Annotated in this window: 18 protein-coding genes and 1 tRNA gene; 10 read left to right on the top strand and 9 right to left on the bottom strand. The window is 64.1% G+C overall.

The genetic code is table 11. The features are described from left to right. Window positions 1–58: 58 nt before the first annotated feature. Window positions 59–1,384 carry an anthranilate synthase component I family protein gene (locus ACW5CM_RS08455; protein ID WP_457124752.1) on the bottom strand — a complete coding sequence of 442 codons (1,326 nt, stop codon included), beginning with the start codon at window positions 1,382–1,384 and terminating at the stop codon, window positions 59–61. Between the two features lie 18 nt (window positions 1,385–1,402). Here ACW5CM_RS08455 and ACW5CM_RS08460 point away from each other — a divergent pair, with 18 nt between their 5' ends. From ACW5CM_RS08460 to ACW5CM_RS08470, 3 genes are read left to right on the top strand one after another with little or no spacing between them, the layout of a single operon-like run. Beyond that, window positions 1,403–2,080, top strand: coding sequence for a DedA family protein (locus tag ACW5CM_RS08460; protein WP_457124753.1), 678 nt, complete (start codon window positions 1,403–1,405; stop codon window positions 2,078–2,080). A gap of 4 nt (window positions 2,081–2,084) precedes the next feature. Then, window positions 2,085–3,113, top strand: coding sequence for an App1 family protein phosphatidate phosphatase (locus tag ACW5CM_RS08465; RefSeq protein ID WP_438255746.1), 1,029 nt, complete (start codon window positions 2,085–2,087; stop codon window positions 3,111–3,113). Beyond that, the gene (locus tag ACW5CM_RS08470; RefSeq protein WP_457124754.1) at window positions 3,113–4,060 is read left to right on the top strand and encodes a 3-methyladenine DNA glycosylase; all 948 of its coding nucleotides are present in this window, start codon (window positions 3,113–3,115) and stop codon (window positions 4,058–4,060) included. Before ACW5CM_RS08465 ends, ACW5CM_RS08470 begins: the two co-directional genes overlap by 1 nt. Here the strand turns inward: ACW5CM_RS08470 and ACW5CM_RS08475 are convergent. Together ACW5CM_RS08475 and ACW5CM_RS08480 are read right to left on the bottom strand one after the other, a co-directional pair. Further along, window positions 3,964–5,172 carry a glycoside hydrolase family 3 N-terminal domain-containing protein gene (locus ACW5CM_RS08475; RefSeq protein WP_457124854.1) on the bottom strand — a complete coding sequence of 403 codons (1,209 nt, stop codon included), beginning with the start codon at window positions 5,170–5,172 and terminating at the stop codon, window positions 3,964–3,966. The genes ACW5CM_RS08470 and ACW5CM_RS08475 overlap by 97 nt on opposite strands. Window positions 5,173–5,174: 2 nt before the next feature. Beyond that, a complete protein-coding gene (locus ACW5CM_RS08480; protein WP_439254311.1) occupies window positions 5,175–5,831 on the bottom strand; it encodes an SDR family oxidoreductase in 657 nt (218 codons plus the stop codon). A gap of 67 nt (window positions 5,832–5,898) precedes the next feature. Between ACW5CM_RS08480 and ACW5CM_RS08485 the strand changes: the two genes are divergently transcribed. After that, window positions 5,899–6,909, top strand: coding sequence for a DUF2804 domain-containing protein (locus ACW5CM_RS08485; RefSeq protein ID WP_457124755.1), 1,011 nt, complete (start codon window positions 5,899–5,901; stop codon window positions 6,907–6,909). Here the strand turns inward: ACW5CM_RS08485 and ACW5CM_RS08490 are convergent. Further along, on the bottom strand, window positions 6,896–7,966 hold the full coding sequence (locus tag ACW5CM_RS08490) for an NAD(P)-binding domain-containing protein (protein ID WP_457124855.1): 1,071 nt from the start codon (window positions 7,964–7,966) through the stop codon (window positions 6,896–6,898). The two genes, ACW5CM_RS08485 and ACW5CM_RS08490, sit on opposite strands and share 14 nt — an antisense overlap. A gap of 138 nt (window positions 7,967–8,104) precedes the next feature. On the opposite strand from ACW5CM_RS08490, the gene ACW5CM_RS08495 reads away from it, so the two are divergent. Then, a tRNA-Ala gene (locus ACW5CM_RS08495) sits at window positions 8,105–8,180 on the top strand. 588 nt (window positions 8,181–8,768) lie between these two features. Here ACW5CM_RS08495 and ACW5CM_RS08500 read toward each other — a convergent pair. From ACW5CM_RS08500 to ACW5CM_RS08510, 3 genes are read right to left on the bottom strand one after another with little or no spacing between them, the layout of a single operon-like run. Next, the gene (locus tag ACW5CM_RS08500; RefSeq protein ID WP_438255449.1) at window positions 8,769–9,083 is read right to left on the bottom strand and encodes a transcriptional regulator; all 315 of its coding nucleotides are present in this window, start codon (window positions 9,081–9,083) and stop codon (window positions 8,769–8,771) included. Next, on the bottom strand, window positions 9,080–9,580 hold the full coding sequence (locus ACW5CM_RS08505; protein WP_457124756.1) for a hypothetical protein: 501 nt from the start codon (window positions 9,578–9,580) through the stop codon (window positions 9,080–9,082). The genes ACW5CM_RS08500 and ACW5CM_RS08505 overlap by 4 nt, the downstream gene beginning before the upstream one ends. Window positions 9,581–9,609: 29 nt before the next feature. Then, a complete protein-coding gene (locus ACW5CM_RS08510; protein ID WP_457124757.1) occupies window positions 9,610–10,596 on the bottom strand; it encodes an alpha/beta hydrolase family protein in 987 nt (328 codons plus the stop codon). A gap of 120 nt (window positions 10,597–10,716) precedes the next feature. Between ACW5CM_RS08510 and ACW5CM_RS08515 the strand changes: the two genes are divergently transcribed. The 5 genes from ACW5CM_RS08515 to ACW5CM_RS08535 all read left to right on the top strand — a co-directional run bounded on the left by ACW5CM_RS08515 (window position 10,717) and on the right by ACW5CM_RS08535 (window position 15,210). Then, window positions 10,717–11,292, top strand: a complete 576-nt coding sequence (locus tag ACW5CM_RS08515; RefSeq protein WP_438255446.1) for a TetR/AcrR family transcriptional regulator — start codon at window positions 10,717–10,719, stop codon at window positions 11,290–11,292. Between the two features lie 141 nt (window positions 11,293–11,433). Then, complete coding sequence (locus ACW5CM_RS08520) at window positions 11,434–12,588, top strand: calcium:cation antiporter (RefSeq protein WP_457124758.1); 1,155 nt, start codon at window positions 11,434–11,436, stop codon at window positions 12,586–12,588. Window positions 12,589–13,035: 447 nt separating this feature from the next. After that, window positions 13,036–14,709 (top strand): sodium:solute symporter family protein, encoded by a 1,674-nt coding sequence (locus ACW5CM_RS08525; RefSeq protein ID WP_457124856.1) that lies wholly within the window; start codon window positions 13,036–13,038, stop codon window positions 14,707–14,709. Then, window positions 14,706–14,840: a putative transporter small subunit gene (locus ACW5CM_RS08530; protein WP_439254303.1), complete on the top strand. Its 135-nt coding sequence runs from the start codon at window positions 14,706–14,708 to the stop codon at window positions 14,838–14,840. Before ACW5CM_RS08525 ends, ACW5CM_RS08530 begins: the two co-directional genes overlap by 4 nt. A gap of 37 nt (window positions 14,841–14,877) precedes the next feature. Beyond that, a complete protein-coding gene (locus tag ACW5CM_RS08535) occupies window positions 14,878–15,210 on the top strand; it encodes a cupin domain-containing protein (RefSeq protein WP_457124759.1) in 333 nt (110 codons plus the stop codon). Between the two features lie 14 nt (window positions 15,211–15,224). Here the strand turns inward: ACW5CM_RS08535 and ACW5CM_RS08540 are convergent, their stop codons facing one another. Both ACW5CM_RS08540 and ACW5CM_RS08545 read right to left on the bottom strand, forming a co-directional pair. Beyond that, entirely contained in the window at window positions 15,225–15,410 is a 186-nt protein-coding gene (locus ACW5CM_RS08540; RefSeq protein WP_457124760.1) for a hypothetical protein, read from the bottom strand. A gap of 84 nt (window positions 15,411–15,494) precedes the next feature. Beyond that, window positions 15,495–16,184: an SDR family oxidoreductase gene (locus ACW5CM_RS08545; protein ID WP_439254299.1), complete on the bottom strand. Its 690-nt coding sequence runs from the start codon at window positions 16,182–16,184 to the stop codon at window positions 15,495–15,497. Between the last annotated feature and the right edge of the window lies 1 nt (window position 16,185).

Below are 16,185 nucleotides of genomic sequence, written 5' to 3' on the forward strand. Positions count from 1 at the left end.
GCCAATCACATAGAAGCGGACTGCGCAAAAAGTCAGGAACTTCCAGGATATCCGATCCCTACCGGCGCCACGCTTCCGGAAGTTCCGCGCCCAGAGCCGTCAACGGCGCCCGTGCCTTCGTCGCGACCTCATCGACTTCGGCAACAGCCACCGAGCCCCAGGTGATGCCGCCACCCGCGCCGATAACGGCTTCCTCCGCTGTGATCAGGATGCTGCGGATGACCATCGCCAGATCAACAGCTCCGTCAACACCGACGTAGCCGAAGCAGCCGCTGTACACGCCCCGCGGCCGGTAACGCTCGAGCTCGTGCAGCACGGTCATCGCCGACAGCTTCGGCGCTCCGGTCATGCTGCCGGCCGGAAAGGCTGCCGCCCACAGCTCGTTCACCGTGAGACCGCTGCTGGCCTTCCCGGTGACCGTGGACACCAGCTGATGAACGGCCGGATAGGACTCGATCTTCCACAGTTCGTCGACCTGTATCGAACCCGGAACGCAGACACGGGACAGGTCGTTGCGCATGAGGTCGACGATCATGACGTTCTCGGCGCGTTCTTTGGGACTGTCGAGGAGCTCTGCGGCGAGCGCCGCATCTTCTGCAGGTGTGACCCCGCGCGGACGCGTCCCCTTGATCGGCCGGGTCTGGATGTGGCCGCCGGATGCACGCAGAAAAGTCTCCGGACTGGCGCTGAGCAGTGCTGTGTCACCGATCCGCACGAATCCGCCGTGGTGGGCGGGGGTCGCGCTCCGCAGCCGCAGGTAGGTCTCCAGCGGATCGTGCCGGCCCGGCACGATGAACCGTGTCGTCAGGCACAACTGGTAGGCATCTCCGGCGCGGATTACGGCGCGGCACTGCTCGATGAGACTCTCGTACTCCTCCGGCGTGTGCCGTGCGACGGCGACGGTTCGGTCGGATGCTGCCGCGGATGCTGCGCCGGCCTTCACCTGCACACAGCGCTCGAGCACCGGGTCTGCCCCCAGCATCCATACCGCGCCGGTCGGGTGATGAATCGCAATGGCGGCGCGCACGCGTATCCAGGCGGGCCCGACCTCGGAGCCGGCCGCTGTTGCACCGGCAGCCGCCGCCCCTGATTCGAAGTCCAGCCATCCGACCCAGCCACCACGAAACGGCGGAGCGTCTGCCGGCGCGGCGAGCACTGCGGGGTCCGCGTCGATCAGCACGTTCCCCGGCCCCTGCGCATCGAGATCTCCGGTACCGAGAACACTCCAGCCCTGGGTTGCTCCGTCTCCGGCATCCAGCCAGAACACGTCGGTAAACTCCGCGGCGAGCGCACCGAACGCACCGATGACATCGAGGGAAGAATCCAGACGTCGAAGTTCCAGCGGCGAGAGGTGCGGCACCCTCTCAGCGTAAGGCTCGATCAAGCACGTATTCTCGTGTGCGTGGACGACTTCCTCCAATGGCTTCTCGATGCTGTACAGGCAGTCGACCCGATTGCCCGCACACTGATCGCCGGTATCGCTGTCATGTTGGAGACCAGCATCCTGATCGGCTTGATCGTCCCGGGTGACACCATCGTGATCATCGCGTCCATGGGCGTCGAAGGGGTCGCCGAAGCAGTGGCGATGGTGCTCGTCGTGGTGGCGGGAGCGTTGATCGGCGAGAGCATCGGCTTCTGGCTCGGACGTTGGCTGGGGCCACGTATTCGCCATTCCTGGATCGGTACGAAGGTCGGCGAACGGCACTGGACGCGGGCCGAGCAATATCTGGCACGGCGGGGCGGCATTGCAATCTTCATCTCGCGCTTCCTCCCGGTCCTGCACTCCCTCGTCCCCCTCACCGTGGGCATGAGCACCTACTCATACCGTCGTTTCCTCGCCTGGACAGCACCGGCATGCCTCATCTGGGCAACGGCATATGTGACGGTCAGCTCTCTGGCTGCCGGCAGCTTCCGTGAGCTCGTGGACCGGGTGCACTTCGCCGGTTACGTGTTCGTGGGAATCATCGTGCTTTTTCTGCTGGTCGTCTTCTTCGGCAAGAAGCTGCTGACCCGCTGGGAAGATCGGCATATGCGCAGCACAGACGACGGCGAGAATGCCGCGTCGAACATGAAAGACTGAAACGATGTCCGAAGACAGCCCCACCAAGACCAGGATTCACTGGTTCGCCCGCCTGGAGCACCGCCTGCACAGCTGGCGTGAGAGCAGAGCGAGACGGCGTGGACGCACCGCGACGATTCAGCCCTTCGCCGGCTACGGCGGCAGCGGCTGGGTGCGCGTCGTCGGTCGTGTGCTGATCGTTCCCCCGCAGCGCCGCACCGAGAACGGCGAGTACGCGAGTGTGCGCGGGTGGCGCAGCTTCGTGGGTATTCCGGTCAGCTTCGCCACGGTGCGCGTCATGATCGGCGGACGCACTCATGAAGTGATCGCCGATCGCGGTGGTGTCATCGACACCGTGATCAACGCGGATCTGCAACCGGGCTGGCAGAGCTTCACCGTGGCAGTGGAGAATCAGGAGCCCGTCGAAGCCAGCGCATTCATCGTGGCTGACGACGTGACGTTCGGTGTGCTCTCCGACGTGGATGACACGGTCATGGTCACTGCGCTGCCTCGGCCCTTCATCGCCGCCTGGAACTCCTTCGTCATCGACGAGCATGCTCGTCTTCCTGTCCCCGGTATGGCTGTGCTGCTCGAACAGCTGGTGCGCCAGCATCCGGGCTCCCCCATGATCTACCTGTCCACCGGCGCATGGAATGTCGCCCCCACACTCAGCCGGTTCATGAACCGGCATCTGTTCCCCCGTGGCTCGATGCTGCTCACCGACTGGGGTCCGACGCACGATCGCTGGTTCCGCAGCGGACGCGAGCACAAGCTCACCAATCTGCGCCGACTCGCCGAAGAGTTCCCGAACGTGCGCTGGCTGCTGATCGGCGATGACGGGCAGCACGATGAGTCGATCTACACCGAGTTCATGCAGGAGCACCCTGATCTGGTCGCCGGCGTCGCCATTCGTCAGCTCTCCGCCACCGAGGCCATGCTCGCCGGTGGTCGGGCCGCATCTGATGACCATTCCGAGGACACCGTGCTGTGGGTGGCAGCATCCGACGGCGCCGGGCTCCGCGAGCGACTGACCGAACGCGGCATCCTGCACTGATGTCTCCCACCGTGTCGCTCGACCGCACGAGGTGGCAGCAGCGCGAAAGCCAGCACCAGGAACGTGCGGATGCTTTGACCGCTGCACACCGCGAACGTGCCTCGCGCGGCGAGAAGCATCCGGTATGGGATTTTCTCTTCACCTATTACTCGTATGCACCCGCGCAACTGCGGCGCTGGCATCCCGGAGCCGACGTCCAGCTCGACGATGCACCCGAGCGGGCCGGATGGCGCTGGTACGCGCCCGGCACGCGCACAGATTCCGTCGTTCCCGATGCCGGGGCCTTCGCTCGCGAGAAACAGCAGTTGGCTTCTCTCACTGAGCGGATGCTGCGCCGCACGGCCGCACGCCCCGGACAGTTCGGCTGCTTCGGACTGCACGAGTGGGCGATGGTGTATCGCGCCGACGAGCATCGGCATGCAGTACCGCTGCGCCTCGGCCGGGCCGGTACTGACGCGGTTGTCGAATCGCACGAGTTGCGCTGCACGCACTTCGACGCGTTCCGCTTCTTCACCCCCGAAGCCGTACCGCTTAACCGTCAGGTACTGAGCCGCGCCGATCAGCCGGAACGGGAACAGCCGGGGTGTCTGCATGCCGGTATGGACCTGTACAAGTGGGCGATGAAGCTCGGACCACTGATCCCCGGTGAAGTGCTGCTCGACACCTTCGAACTGGCCCGCGACATCCGGCTGCTTGACATGGAAGCCGCCCCCTACGACCTGTCCGACTGGGGTGTGACGCCCGTGCCGATCGAGACGGCAGAGGGCAAGGCCGAATATGTGCGTCAACAGCGCGGCTTCGCCGAACGCGGTCAGGCGCTGCGCGAGCGGATGCTGTCAGCGTGGCTGGGTCAGGATGCCGGTTCACAGTCCGCGCACGGCGCCCAGACAGCACCGGATGCTGCCAGCTCCAGCCGCAGCGTCATCACGCGCTCTGCAGCATCCTGAAGCCGTTCGGCAGAAAGGGATCCGGACTCGACCGCGGTCGTGATCCCGGCTGTGAGTTCGGATGCGGTCTCCGGAGTCGTGTGCGCGATCGACAGGACGAGGTCGTTGCCGGCGGCCACCGCAGCCACCGCGTTGGCAATCGGATCGGCGTATTCGGGGATCCCGGTGGATTGCAGCATGCCTAGGTCGTCGGTGACGATCACGCCGTCGAAACCGAGGCCGTCGCGGGCGATCTCGTGCCACCGGGGAGAAAGCGATGCCGGCGCCGAATCGACTGCTGTGTACGACAGATGCCCGAACATCAGCAGCGAAGCGCCGGCCTCGATTCCGGCGACGAACGGCACCGCGTCTGACTGCCGCCACTCATCAAGCGTCTTATCGGTGCTGGGGATCAGCTCGTGCGAATCGCCCGGGGCGGCGCCATGCCCGGGGAAATGTTTGAGTGTGGAGGCAGCGAACTGCTCCTCCGCCGTCACGGCTGCCGCGACGCGTTCGGCAGCGCTCGCCGGATCTGCTCCGAGAGCACGGCCGAAAATGAACGATGTACGCTCCGATGTGGTGTCGGCGACGATGCCGAAGTTCACATTTGCTCCTGCGCGGGCGACGAGTGATCCACGAGCAGCGAAAGAGGCAGCGACCTCCGCGGCCGGGCGTTCCTTGAGTGTCGTGGAAGCGGGAAACTGGTCCCAGGGTAGCCGGGAGACGATCCCGCCCTCCTGATCGATGGCAATGAGCGGGCCCGGCAGGGATGAATCGGTTGCGAGCGCCGCGGATACTCGCTGCAGTTCGGCCTCCGACCCCGGCACGTTCGCTCCCATGAGGATGAATCCGCCGATGCCGGTCTGCTCCATGTACCCCGACAACTCGGCGGGGTTCTGCGAGGAGATGTGCCCCATCACGATGCTTGCGGCTCGCTCGGAGGTTGTCATCTCGGCCACGAGCCGTTGTGCGGCGGCCGATGTCTCCGGGGCATCGGCAGGGTGCACAAGAGTCGGCTGGCCGGTCGCGGTGGGTGCGGTCGCGGTGGGCGCGGCGATAGCGGGCCCGGTGGTGACAGCGGCCGTCATGGCCACGACGATGGCGGCCAGGACGAATGGATGGCGGCGGCGCATGCTCACCGCGCGAGCGCGAGCGCAATGGGTTCGGATGATTCCGGTGTGCCGTTGCCGAAGCGGATTGTGCGTCCGATCGTCAGTGGCTCCGTCAGCGTGGCAGCGATGACAGCTGCGACATCGGCGCGCGCCACGGCACCGCTGCCCTGGGCATCCAACTCGATCCGCCCGGTCGGTTCATCGAAGGTGAGAGCGCCTGGCCCGAGGATCGTGCCTTCGAGATCGGTCGCGCGCAGGTGCTCATCAGCGGCCCATTTCGCATCGGCGTAGGCGAAGAATGAGTCATCCTCCGGCACACCGTGATCCGCCGTGGACCCGATCCACGAGACCATCACATAGCGGGCAACGCCGGCGCGCGCGGCAGCATCCATCGAACTGATCGCGGCATCGCGGTCGACGGCGTAGGTGCGGTCGGGGTTTCCCCCGCCCGCACCCGCAGACCAGACCACCGCGTCATGCCCACGGATGATCTCGGCGAGGGCTCCGACATCCGCGGTTTCGACGTCTGCGACCACGGCGGTGGCCCCGGTGGCTTCGACGTCGGCCGCGTGGTCCGGGTTGCGGATGACCGCGGTCACGTGGTCACCGCGATCCACGAGCAGGGGTGCGAGCAGAAGGGCGATGCGGCCGTGGCCGCCGAAGACGATGACACGAGACATGCGTCCAGGCTAACGCTGATGCCGCATAGAATCACGGGAGCATTCACCGGCCCCGATAGGAGCAGTCATGATCGAGCGCGAGATCACGCAGCGGGTATCGCTCACCGCGGAGAACGGCGGGCTGAACCACGCCGCCCTGGGGTGGACGCGCACGCCGCTGCATGACACATCGGGGATTCCCGGCCGCGGCCAGTGGGGGCGCAATAAGCGCTGGGAGTACTGGAGCGTCATGACCCCGACGCACATCATCGCGCTCACCGTCTCCTGCATCGACTACCTGTCGTTGCATTCGGTGTGGGTGTACGACCGTGCCACAGGTGAGGCGATCGACACCACGGTGCTCTCCCCCGGCGGACGCAGCGCCACACTGCCGGCATCCCTCGGCGACGGTCCTGCCCGAGCACGCACCAAGAAGGTGACGCTCGATATCGACGAGATCGATGGCGGCACCCGACTGCGCGGCACAACACCACGGGTGTCTTTCGACATCATCGCCGATCGTCCGGCCGGACATGAGTCGCTCGGCGTCGTCGTGCCGTGGCGGCGCGGCGGCAGCACCCGTCGGTTCCAGTACACGGTCAAGGATGCCGCGCGGCCCGCGCACGGCACTCTCACCGTCGATGGCACAGCGCTCAACGTGCCAGAGGGCAGCTGGGCTGTTCTCGATCATGGGCGTGGACGCTGGCCGTACCAGGTGTGGTGGAACTGGGCGTCTGGCAGCGGAATCGTCGACGGTCGAGTGATCGGCCTGCAGCTCGGCTCGAAATGGACCGATGGATCAGGGGCGACCGAGAACGCCGTCGTCGTCGACGGAACGCTCTCGAAGATCAGCGAAGAGCTGGTCTGGGACTACGACTCATCCGACTGGATGAGGCCGTGGCACATCCACGGCAAGCGGGCGGATCTGACGTTCACGCCGTTTTACAACAAGCATTCGCGGACGAACGTGCTGGTCATCTCGACGCGCACCGATCAGCTGTTCGGAACATGGAGCGGTTGGGTGCTGGATTCCACCGATGAGCGCGTCTCGGTCGATGGGATCGAGGGCTTCGCCGAGGACGTCCTCAACCGGTGGTGATGAGTTCTGCGGCACGTTTGAGCGACCGTTGCACGCCCGTGGCAGCGCTGCGTCCGGCACGGTTCGCGCCGATCGTGCTGGCTGAAGGACCGTAACCGACGAGTTGGATGCGGGGGTCGGCGACGGCTGTCGTGCCCCGTCCGTTGCGGTCGAGCTGGATGCCGCCTGCTGCACTGCGCAGACGCAGGGGCGCGAGATGGGCGATCGCCGGGCGGAAACCGGTGGCCCACAGGATCACATCGACCTCCTCGAACGACCCGTCAGACCATCGCACACCGTCCGGCTCGATCCGCTCGAACATCGGGAGTCGGCGGGCATACGCGCCGAGGCGTTCGGCTTCGCGCTCCTGAGGACGCAGCATGAGACCGGTGACTCCGACGACGCTCTGCGGCGGCAGGCCCTGGGCGACCCGCTTTTCGACGAGGGCAACCGCTGCGGCGCCGGCCTCGGGTGTGAAGTCGTCATCGCGCCACACCGGCTCGCGGCGGGTGACCCAGAGAGTTTCCGTCACGGGCGCGAGTGCGCCGAGGAACTGCACGGCGGAGGCACCACCGCCGACGACGAGGACGCGTTTGCCGGCGAAGTGGGCCGGCCCCGGGTAATCGACGGTGTGCAGTTGTTCCCCGACGAAGGTCTCCACGCCCGGATAGTGCGGCAGGAACGGCTGTGTCCAGGTGCCTGTCGCATTGACGAGCGTTCTGGTGTGCCAGTGGCGATCACCCGCGTGCACGACCAGCAGACCGTCGTCATCGGTTACCCGGTCGATCTTCACCGGCCTGAGCACCGGAAGCGCATGGTCGCGTTCGTAATCTGAGAAGGATGCTGGCACCGCGACGTTCGCGCGTTGCATGCCGCGTGTCGGTGCTTCAGCTCCGGGAAGCTCGGCGACCCCGTGTACGTCGTTCATCGTCAACGCATCCCAGCGATGCTGCCAGGCCCCTCCCGGAGCGTCGTTCGCATCGAGAACGAGGTGATCGATGCCCAACCGCTTCAGATGATAGGAGGTCGACAGGCCCGCCTGGCCTGCTCCGATGACGATGCTCTCCGTGATCTCCATATCCATCACAACGCATACACTCGTGCCGATGTTCCCGCATACGCAGGTCGAAACACCCGGCCGCCCGCTCAATTGGCTAACGACGCTTCAGATGTTGTATTCTTTTCAAGTTGCCCCGTTCACCCGGGGAAGCAAGATGGGCCTGTGGCGCAGTTGGTAGCGCACCTGCATGGCATGCAGGGGGTCAGGGGTTCGAATCCCCTCAGGTCCACCAAAAAGAAGCCCCCGGGAAACCGGGGGCTTCTTCGTTTTGTATGCCCAGCCCGCGCGGCGGTCCGACTAGTGCAGGAATGACCTCGCTTAGCATCGAGATATGTCCCGGACAGCGTTGATCATTGAGGCACCAGTATCAGCCACGCTTGCTGCCCTGAGACAGAAGTTGGCCGTCGATGCGCGGCTCGCGCCAGAATCGCCCGTCCCGTTTGTTGAGCTCACTGCAGCAGCCACACGCGTATTCCCGGCCTATCCGCCTTACGGAGGCTTACACGATGCGCCGGTACCCCATGCCACGGTGGGCGACTCCGCTGGCTATGAAGAATTGCAAGAGGCTGAGCGAGCTATCGCCGCGGAGTTGCCACTGAGCGGGACAGCATCTGCCGTCGTCCTCCTCGTAGAGGGCTCACACGGCCGATGGCACGAGGCGAGACGTTTCCCGCTCTCGCTGGGCAAGGACAAATGACCTCCGCCGTAACTGCTGGAAGACGCGGCGTTCGTACGTCCGTCATGTGATGAGACGCCATCGGGGCGAGCGCGTTCGCCCCACGCTATCTTCCGCTACTACTTCGCTCGAGCTGGGGTCCCCTCAGACGTCGCCATCCGCGATGCTGGCGAGAGCGGCAAGGTGGCCTTCCAGAGCGCGACTTCCGTCTGGCGTGATCGCTATCCACGTAAGTTTTCGGGCATCCGCGCGGAGGGGCGAGCTTTCTTTTCTGACGGCGACGAGGCCCGCTTCACTGAGTATCTTGAGGCTTCTCGACAGATTGACGTCAGTGATCTCAAGGGCGTCACGAATCACCCCAAATTCCAATTCCGCCACGCGCCGCAGCAGTCCGCAGATACGGAGGCGCGTCGGAGAGTGAATCACCTCGTTGAACATAGGAATGATCTTGGCGCTCATCGCGTCTGGTCTCTCGTGCCGGCAATCTCGTTCCGGAGGGCGTCGTCGTATCGACGGCCCAAGACGAGAGTGACAGCGAATGCAACAACCGCGGGAATAGCAACCCACCACGGGCTGGCGCCGACGACCTTAATCGCAACCCCTGCTAGGAACGCCAGAAGGGCTACCCCTAGCGTCACCAGGAGCAGACGCCTACTAAGCGGTCCTGCCGGCTGGGTGACCGTCACTCCATAGCGACTGCTGTAGGTCATGGTGAGAACTGGAATGGCCACAATGCTGAGGGCCACCACCATAATTGACGCTGGGCCCGAGAATGCTTGCGATCCCACGAGCAGTGCCACGATCAGCCCAAGCGCCGTGTGGTACCACCAGGGAGTGACAACCCGTTGAGACAAGCTCTTACCATCAGCGTCGAGGGTATTTAGCGCCTCGCGTGCTTGCGCTGATGTCGGCTGTGCCGGGGGTTTCGGAGAATCTCCCGAAGAATCGTTTTCCATAATTGAAAGTCTATGTGTGATTTACACTTTTAGAAAGTAACTTTTCGCGCTTCATCGTGCGGTGCCGTGCGCTGCTTACTATCGACGCGGCCGATCGGATCGGCGCTCTCGCTGAGGGCAGCTCGGGCTGCGGGCCAGTTGCTTTCATTGACATGCAGAGCGGTCCGAAGATAGGCCGTGCTCATCCGCTGGATCACCGCGACCCGCTCCGGGTTCTCGTCGGTGGTCTCGGCGACTTCATATCCAACGATCCCGCCCAACGCATGCTCGGCGCCGTAGAAGGAGAGCAGGTCGGTAGCTCCCGGGCTGTACGTGAAGGCATCGGCAAACCAATCGGGTCCGCGACTCGACATCATTGACTGGTCTTGGTCGCCCGCAACGACGAGGGTTGGCGTGGCCAACTCCTGGAACGAGGGTCGCATGAACGGGAAGTTCGCCTGCGCAAACGGGTGCAGGTCGTCACCACCAACACCGGTTGCTGAGAACAGGATGCCCGCGGTAACGCGGCTGTCAGACATATCTTCACCGACTTCGCCTGCATCATTGAGGATCCGTGCGCCAAGGAGCGACTGAGCGGTTTGCCCACCCCAGGAATGACCGGTGGCGGCAACGCGACTGTGGTCGACGCGCCCCGCAAGGCTCGGGACGGCGGCCTCAATGGTGGCGAGCTGGTCCAAGACGCGCGTGAGATCCGCGATCCGCTCAGACCAGATCGACGGGAAGACCGGGTGATCGAGACCGAACCCGTTGCGGCGCGAGTCCAGATGCGTCGGCTGAATCACGACGAATCCGCGGGAGGCCCAGAATGCCGTCAGCGGCGCGTACCCGTCGAGGTTCCACCCGTTCCCGTGAGAGAACACGACGATGGGGAGGTTCGTGCCGGTTGCCGGGGCAGACACTCGAACTTCCAATGGGACAGGTCGCCCCGAGGCGGACAACTCGACGGGAGCGACGGAGACGACCGGAGCACCTCCCCCAACGATGCCGTCCAGCGTGTCGACGATGAATGAAGCCATGACAGGTTCCTTCCTCAGGGGTGCGCTGTGCGATAGTAGTTATCGGAGCATTGTTCCGCAACAATACGGAACAGTGTTCCGAAACGCAAATGCACGCCGCCAGTTTCGATGGGATGTCACATGACCATTGCTCGTTCCAAGCAGGTTGGTCGTCCTAGAAGCAGCGCCGAAACACTGCTCAGCGCAGCGGCAGCAGTGTTCGTGACGTCCGGAGTTGATGCCCCGGTACGGGAGATCGCGGCAAAGGCTGGCGTCGGCGTGGGGACGATCTATCGCCACTTTCCGACGCGTCCGGAGCTGGTGGTTGCGGTCTACCGCCACCAGGTCGAGGCATGCGCAAATGCGGGACCACGACTGCTCGCGGAGAGCGCGACGCCAGAGGCGGCTCTGCGGGCTTGGCTGGCCTTGTTCGTGGATTTCCTCGTAACTAAGCACGGACTCGCCGGCGCAATGCAAGGAGACAGCGCCGGATCCGACGCTCTGCACACCTATTTCGTTGACCGGCTCGTCCCCGTGTGCGCCGCGCTCCTCGAGGCAGCGCGCGAGTCTGCACACGCAGTGCCCTCGGTGGATGCCTACAACGTACTCAGAGGAGTCGGGAACCTCTGCATCGGTGCAGCGAGCGACGATCGGTATGAGGCAGACACTCTCGTGCAATTGTTCATTTCGGGCGTTCTAGCCCCGGGCGCTCGCTGACACGCTGCTAGATGCGACTCACTTTAGGGGCTGCCAACGGCCGTCTCATAGGCATTTGCTACCCTGACGGTAGTCAGTGACACCGAGGGACGACCTTCGGCAGGTGCATCATCAGGGGACGGCCCCATCAAGGAGCCCGTGGTGTCCCCCACAGATCTGAAACACCTGGTCGGAGCATCCGACATCGTCCGCGTCGTACTCGGCTGGAGCGCATTCGGCGCGCTACTGCTCGTCCGTCCACTGCTCGCAGCACCAGTCCCGGCGGCACTGCTGATCATCGCGCTCGTCGGGATCATCGCCGTGATCCTGGTTTGCGCGTTCGGCGTCGTGAAGCAGGCGGAAGCACTCGCCCATCGTCTCGGTGATCCCTACGGCTCGCTCGTGCTCACCCTCTCGATCGTGCTCATCGAGGTGATCCTCATCTCAGCGGTCATGCTCGGCCCCGGCGAGCATGCCACGATCGCCCGCGACTCCGTCATGGCGGTGTCAATGATCATCCTCAACCTCGTCGTCGGCCTCGCCCTGCTCGTCGGCGGCATCCGTCACCGCGGTATGACTCACAACCGAACCGGTACTTCGGCGTATCTCGCGATGCTCGTCGTGCTCGTCGCGCTCGCGTTCGCGCTGCCCGCGCTCATCGGAGAGAACGGCTCGTACACATCGACGCAGCAATTCCCGATCATCGTCATCACACTCGTGCTCTACAGCTTTTTCCTGTTCCGCCAGATGGGATCGCAGGCAGGGGACTTCGTCGAGATCGATGAGCGAGTATCGTCTGCCCCGCAGCACGCGACCCAGACCGCGACTGGGAGACTCGGCATCCGGCAGGTGATCCGCACACACCGCACCGAAGTGCTCGTCCGTCTCACGTTGCTCGTGATCACCGTCGTCCCGATCGTGCTGCTGTCGCACGATATGGCTGCGCTCCTAGACGACGGCCTCGGCCGCCTCGGCGCACCGGCCGCACTCGCCGGCGTACTCATCGCCGCCATCGTGTTCCTCCCTGAATCCATCACCGCCGTCCGTGCAGCACTGGGCGGCGAGGCCCAGCGTGTGAACAATCTCTGCCACGGCGCACTCGTCTCGACCGTCGGACTCACTATTCCGGCTGTGCTCGTGATCGGTATGCTCACCGGCCAGACCGTGATCCTCGCGGAATCACCGGCGAACCTGTTGATGCTCGGCGCGACGCTGCTGCTGTCCGTCACGACCTTCGCCGCGAAGAGCGTGACGGCAATGCACGGGGCAACGCACCTCGCCCTCTTCGCCGTCTACGCGATCATTCTCTTCAGCTGACAACTGTCCACCGCGCTGGAAACGCCCCGGAATCCGGCGCGTCAAGACCTTGCTATGGTGGAAAGGATGCTCGTGGCCTCACGAGCAGGGAGCGCTTGCGCGCTCTCACGCGGGACGCGCCCGACTGCGCGACAACCGCAACCGATCTACTTCCCCCTCGAGGATGCACCGTAATTCGGCGCGCCTCAAAGCACCCCGAACCGAAAGGAGTCGCACCCCGGGTCTCTCGTCTGTGTGCTGCCATGCACCTCAGTGACCCAGGTTCGTTCCCCGTCATGCTGACAGCATCATCGATTCATCTGCCCATCACCACCCCCTCTCACTACTCCCCCACTTAGCACGCACTTTCTCTTTTCAAACAGCGGCGCCTGCCGCACCAAGACGAGAAAGTGAGAACCACCGGTGGGAGACCTCCAAACACTGTCAGGACCGATCGTTGTCCTGCTCATGCTGCTGTTCTTCGGCGGCAGCCTGTACATGTCGATTCGCATCTCCAAGAAGAAGGAGAACGCCGACGGCTACATGACTGCTGGCGGCAAGCTCGGATTCGGCATCTCTGCCGCATCGATGACCGCCACATGGATCTGGGCATCGTCAATGTATGCCTCAGCCACATCCGGCTACACATACGGCATCTCCGGCCCTATTCACTACGGGCTCTGGGGTGCCCTGATGATTCTGCTCATCTACCCCTTCGGCCGTCGTATCCGCAAGGTCGCGCCGAAGGCGCACACCATCGCCGAAGTGATGTTCGCCCGACACGGCCGCTCCAGCCAACTCATGCTCGCCGGATCCAACGTGCTCGGCAGCGTTATCAGCCTCACCTCGAATCTGATCGCTGGTGGTGCCCTCATCTCGATGCTGTCGCCGTTCTCCTTCACGCAGGGCATCGTCGCCATCGCGATCGGCGTGCTGGCTTACACGCTGTGGTCCGGTTTCCGAGCCTCGGTGCTGACCGACTTCGCGCAGGTCGTAGCCATCCTGGGTGCCGTAGCGATCATCGTCCCGATCATCTTTTTCGCCGCAGGCGGGCCTGATCTGTTAGTCGCGGGAGCGAAGAACCTCACTCCGCAACAGGGAGACTTCTTCTCCTCTGACGCGTTCTTCAACCAGGGTGCGCCGTACATCGCTGCCGTACTCGCCTACGCGATCGGCAACCAGACCATCGCCCAGCGCCTGTTCGCCGTGCGCGAGGATCTGATCAAGAAAACGTTCATCACCGCCACCTTCGGGTACGGCGCGAGCATCATCGGCATCGGCATGCTCGGAGTGATCGCGCTGTACGCCGGCATCGAGCCGATGGGCGGCGACGTCAACAACCTGATTCCACAGATGGCGGCAACTTATCTGCCACCTGTCTTGATCTGCCTGTTCTTCGTCATGATCATCGGTTCGCTGTCCTCGACCGCAGATGCCGATATGACGGCACTTTCATCGATCATGATGGCGGACATCTACGGTCAGAACATCGCCGGCAAGAAGAACGCCAACCCGAAGACGATGCTGCTCGTCGGCCGACTCACCATGGTCGGAGCGACTGCGGCAGCACTGGGCTTCGCATCGATGCAGTTCAACATCCTCGATCTGCTCGTCTTCGTCGGTGCGATGTGGGGTGCGCTCGTGTTCCCCGTGATCGCGAGCTTCTACTGGAACCGCGTCACCAACGTCGCATTCAGCGTCGCTGTCGTCGCAGCCCTCGCCGCGTTCCTGCCGGTGCGCTTCGAGTGGGTCGATCTGTCCGGCGGGCTCGGCGTGGTCAGCGACGTGGTATCGGTGATCGGCATCGGCGTCGTGCTGGCGCTCATGTCGTTCGGGTTCTTCGGTCTGAGGGTCGCTCTCATCGTCGGAACTGTCGCAACCGTGGCATCCGCCCCGTTCGCGATCGGATTCTTGCACACATACCCCGTGCTGTCGGGATCGCTGGTCGCCTATGCGGTCAGCACTGTCGCATGCGTCGCTCTGACGATGATGAATAAGACCAAACGCTTCGACTTCAACCTCATCAGACAGCGCACCGGTGACTTCGACACTGCAGAATCCGAGATCATCGCGCAGGCCGAAACCGTCGTGAAAGACGCGGATGTCACTGGCACCACGGCATTCACAGGAAAGGACGCATGATGGAGATCATTCTGCTGACGGCATATGTGCTGGTCTGGCCGGTTGCGGTCATCGGCGTACTCGCCGTGATCATTCGCGCATTCACCAAGGATGCGCGCGAGGCCAAGCGTGAAGGGCGTCAGATCATCTGACGCCCTTCACGGGATTCCCAAGTGCGATGATGATCACATGATCACGAATCTCACGGCGCTTCAGGAGCAACTGCTGTCCAAGGCACGTTCAACGAACGCCCAGCGCGCCGCGGAGACCGTCTATGGCGGTCGCGACGCTATCCTGCGTCAGACTGTCATGGCCCTCCTCGCGGGGGCTGAGCTTCCCGAGCATGAGAGCCCGCCGGAGGCGACGCTGCAGGTGCTCGTCGGAAGCGTGCAGCTCAACGGGCAGGACAGGCACTGGCAACTCACTGCCGGAGACGTCATCCCGATTCCGCCCGAGCGGCACAGCGTCAGAGCAGAGCAGGACAGCGTCTTCCTGCTGACGGTGCGCCGCTCGGTGGAGTAGCCAGACCCTGCTGATCAGCCGGACGGGTTCTCCAACGGCATCCCGTTCGCATCCGTGGTATCGGGAAGACTCGAGGCCTCCTCGAACTTGTCACCGACGATCACTGGCGCAGACGACTGACCTCCGCCGTCGCCGATGCCGCCGGTGGGCTCGGACTCGACGACCGTGTGGCGCGTTCCACGCGCCAGCCAGGCGTGCACCGGCCATAACAGCCTCCCACGATAGGTCGCAGGCGCACACACTCCGAGGCCCTTGCGCCCATCGGAGTGAGAAGCTACAAGGAATCAGACGCCGGGTCGAACCGAGAGATCCGTGATCTGTGCGTCGCGTGGCAGGTCGAGAGCGGTGAGAATCGTCGTCGCGACCGACTCGGGGTCAATGAAGCGCTCGGGCACGTACTCGGTGCCCTCCTGCTGATGCACTCGCTCCTGCATCGGCGTCGCCGTGCGTCCGGGGAAGATCGAACTCACCCGCACACCGTGCTCTGCTTCCTCGGCGCGCAACGCGTCGGCGAGAGCTTTGAGGCCGTGCTTGGATGCCGCATACGCCGCCCACTCGGCGTTCGCCCGCAGACCAGCACCCGAGTTCACGAACAGCACCTGCCCGCGCGACACGCGCAGCACCGGTAGCATCAGTCGCGTCAGCTCGGCGGGAGCGATCAGATTCACGGCCAGCTGCTGCTCCCACAGTGTCGGCGGAAGGTCGGCAACGCGGCCAAGGTCCACGACTCCGGCGATATGGATGAGCGAATCGATGCGCTCCGGCAGCGGCTGCTTCGAGAACGCCCAGGAAAGACGTCCCGGTTGACTCAAGTCGCCAACGAGGGTCGTCGCACCGGGGAACTCAGCAGCGATCGCGCGTGCTCGACCGGCATCCCGTGCGAGAAGAACGAGCTCGTCGCCACGCTCGTGAAGACGACGTGTCAGTGCTGCACCGATTCCGGAACCGGCGCCGGTGATCAGATGCACAGCCATG

It is taken from the genome of Microbacterium wangyouchuni (assembly GCF_054072595.1).

Coding starts and splice junctions, on each gene's coding strand:
- ACW5CM_RS08465 (WP_438255746.1), top strand. CDS start 2,085: ATGTCCGAAGACAGCCCCACCAAGACCAGGATTCACTGGTTCGCCCGC.
- ACW5CM_RS08515 (WP_438255446.1), top strand. CDS start 10,717: ATGACCATTGCTCGTTCCAAGCAGGTTGGTCGTCCTAGAAGCAGCGCC.
- ACW5CM_RS08485 (WP_457124755.1), top strand. CDS start 5,899: ATGATCGAGCGCGAGATCACGCAGCGGGTATCGCTCACCGCGGAGAAC.
- ACW5CM_RS08510 (WP_457124757.1), bottom strand. CDS start 10,596: ATGGCTTCATTCATCGTCGACACGCTGGACGGCATCGTTGGGGGAGGT.
- ACW5CM_RS08470 (WP_457124754.1), top strand. CDS start 3,113: ATGTCTCCCACCGTGTCGCTCGACCGCACGAGGTGGCAGCAGCGCGAA.
- ACW5CM_RS08545 (WP_439254299.1), bottom strand. CDS start 16,184: ATGGCTGTGCATCTGATCACCGGCGCCGGTTCCGGAATCGGTGCAGCA.
- ACW5CM_RS08530 (WP_439254303.1), top strand. CDS start 14,706: ATGATGGAGATCATTCTGCTGACGGCATATGTGCTGGTCTGGCCGGTT.
- ACW5CM_RS08480 (WP_439254311.1), bottom strand. CDS start 5,831: ATGTCTCGTGTCATCGTCTTCGGCGGCCACGGCCGCATCGCCCTTCTG.
- ACW5CM_RS08475 (WP_457124854.1), bottom strand. CDS start 5,172: ATGCGCCGCCGCCATCCATTCGTCCTGGCCGCCATCGTCGTGGCCATG.
- ACW5CM_RS08525 (WP_457124856.1), top strand. CDS start 13,036: ATGCTGCTGTTCTTCGGCGGCAGCCTGTACATGTCGATTCGCATCTCC.
- ACW5CM_RS08500 (WP_438255449.1), bottom strand. CDS start 9,083: ATGAGCGCCAAGATCATTCCTATGTTCAACGAGGTGATTCACTCTCCG.
- ACW5CM_RS08535 (WP_457124759.1), top strand. CDS start 14,878: ATGATCACGAATCTCACGGCGCTTCAGGAGCAACTGCTGTCCAAGGCA.
- ACW5CM_RS08505 (WP_457124756.1), bottom strand. CDS start 9,580: ATGGAAAACGATTCTTCGGGAGATTCTCCGAAACCCCCGGCACAGCCG.
- ACW5CM_RS08490 (WP_457124855.1), bottom strand. CDS start 7,966: ATGGAGATCACGGAGAGCATCGTCATCGGAGCAGGCCAGGCGGGCCTG.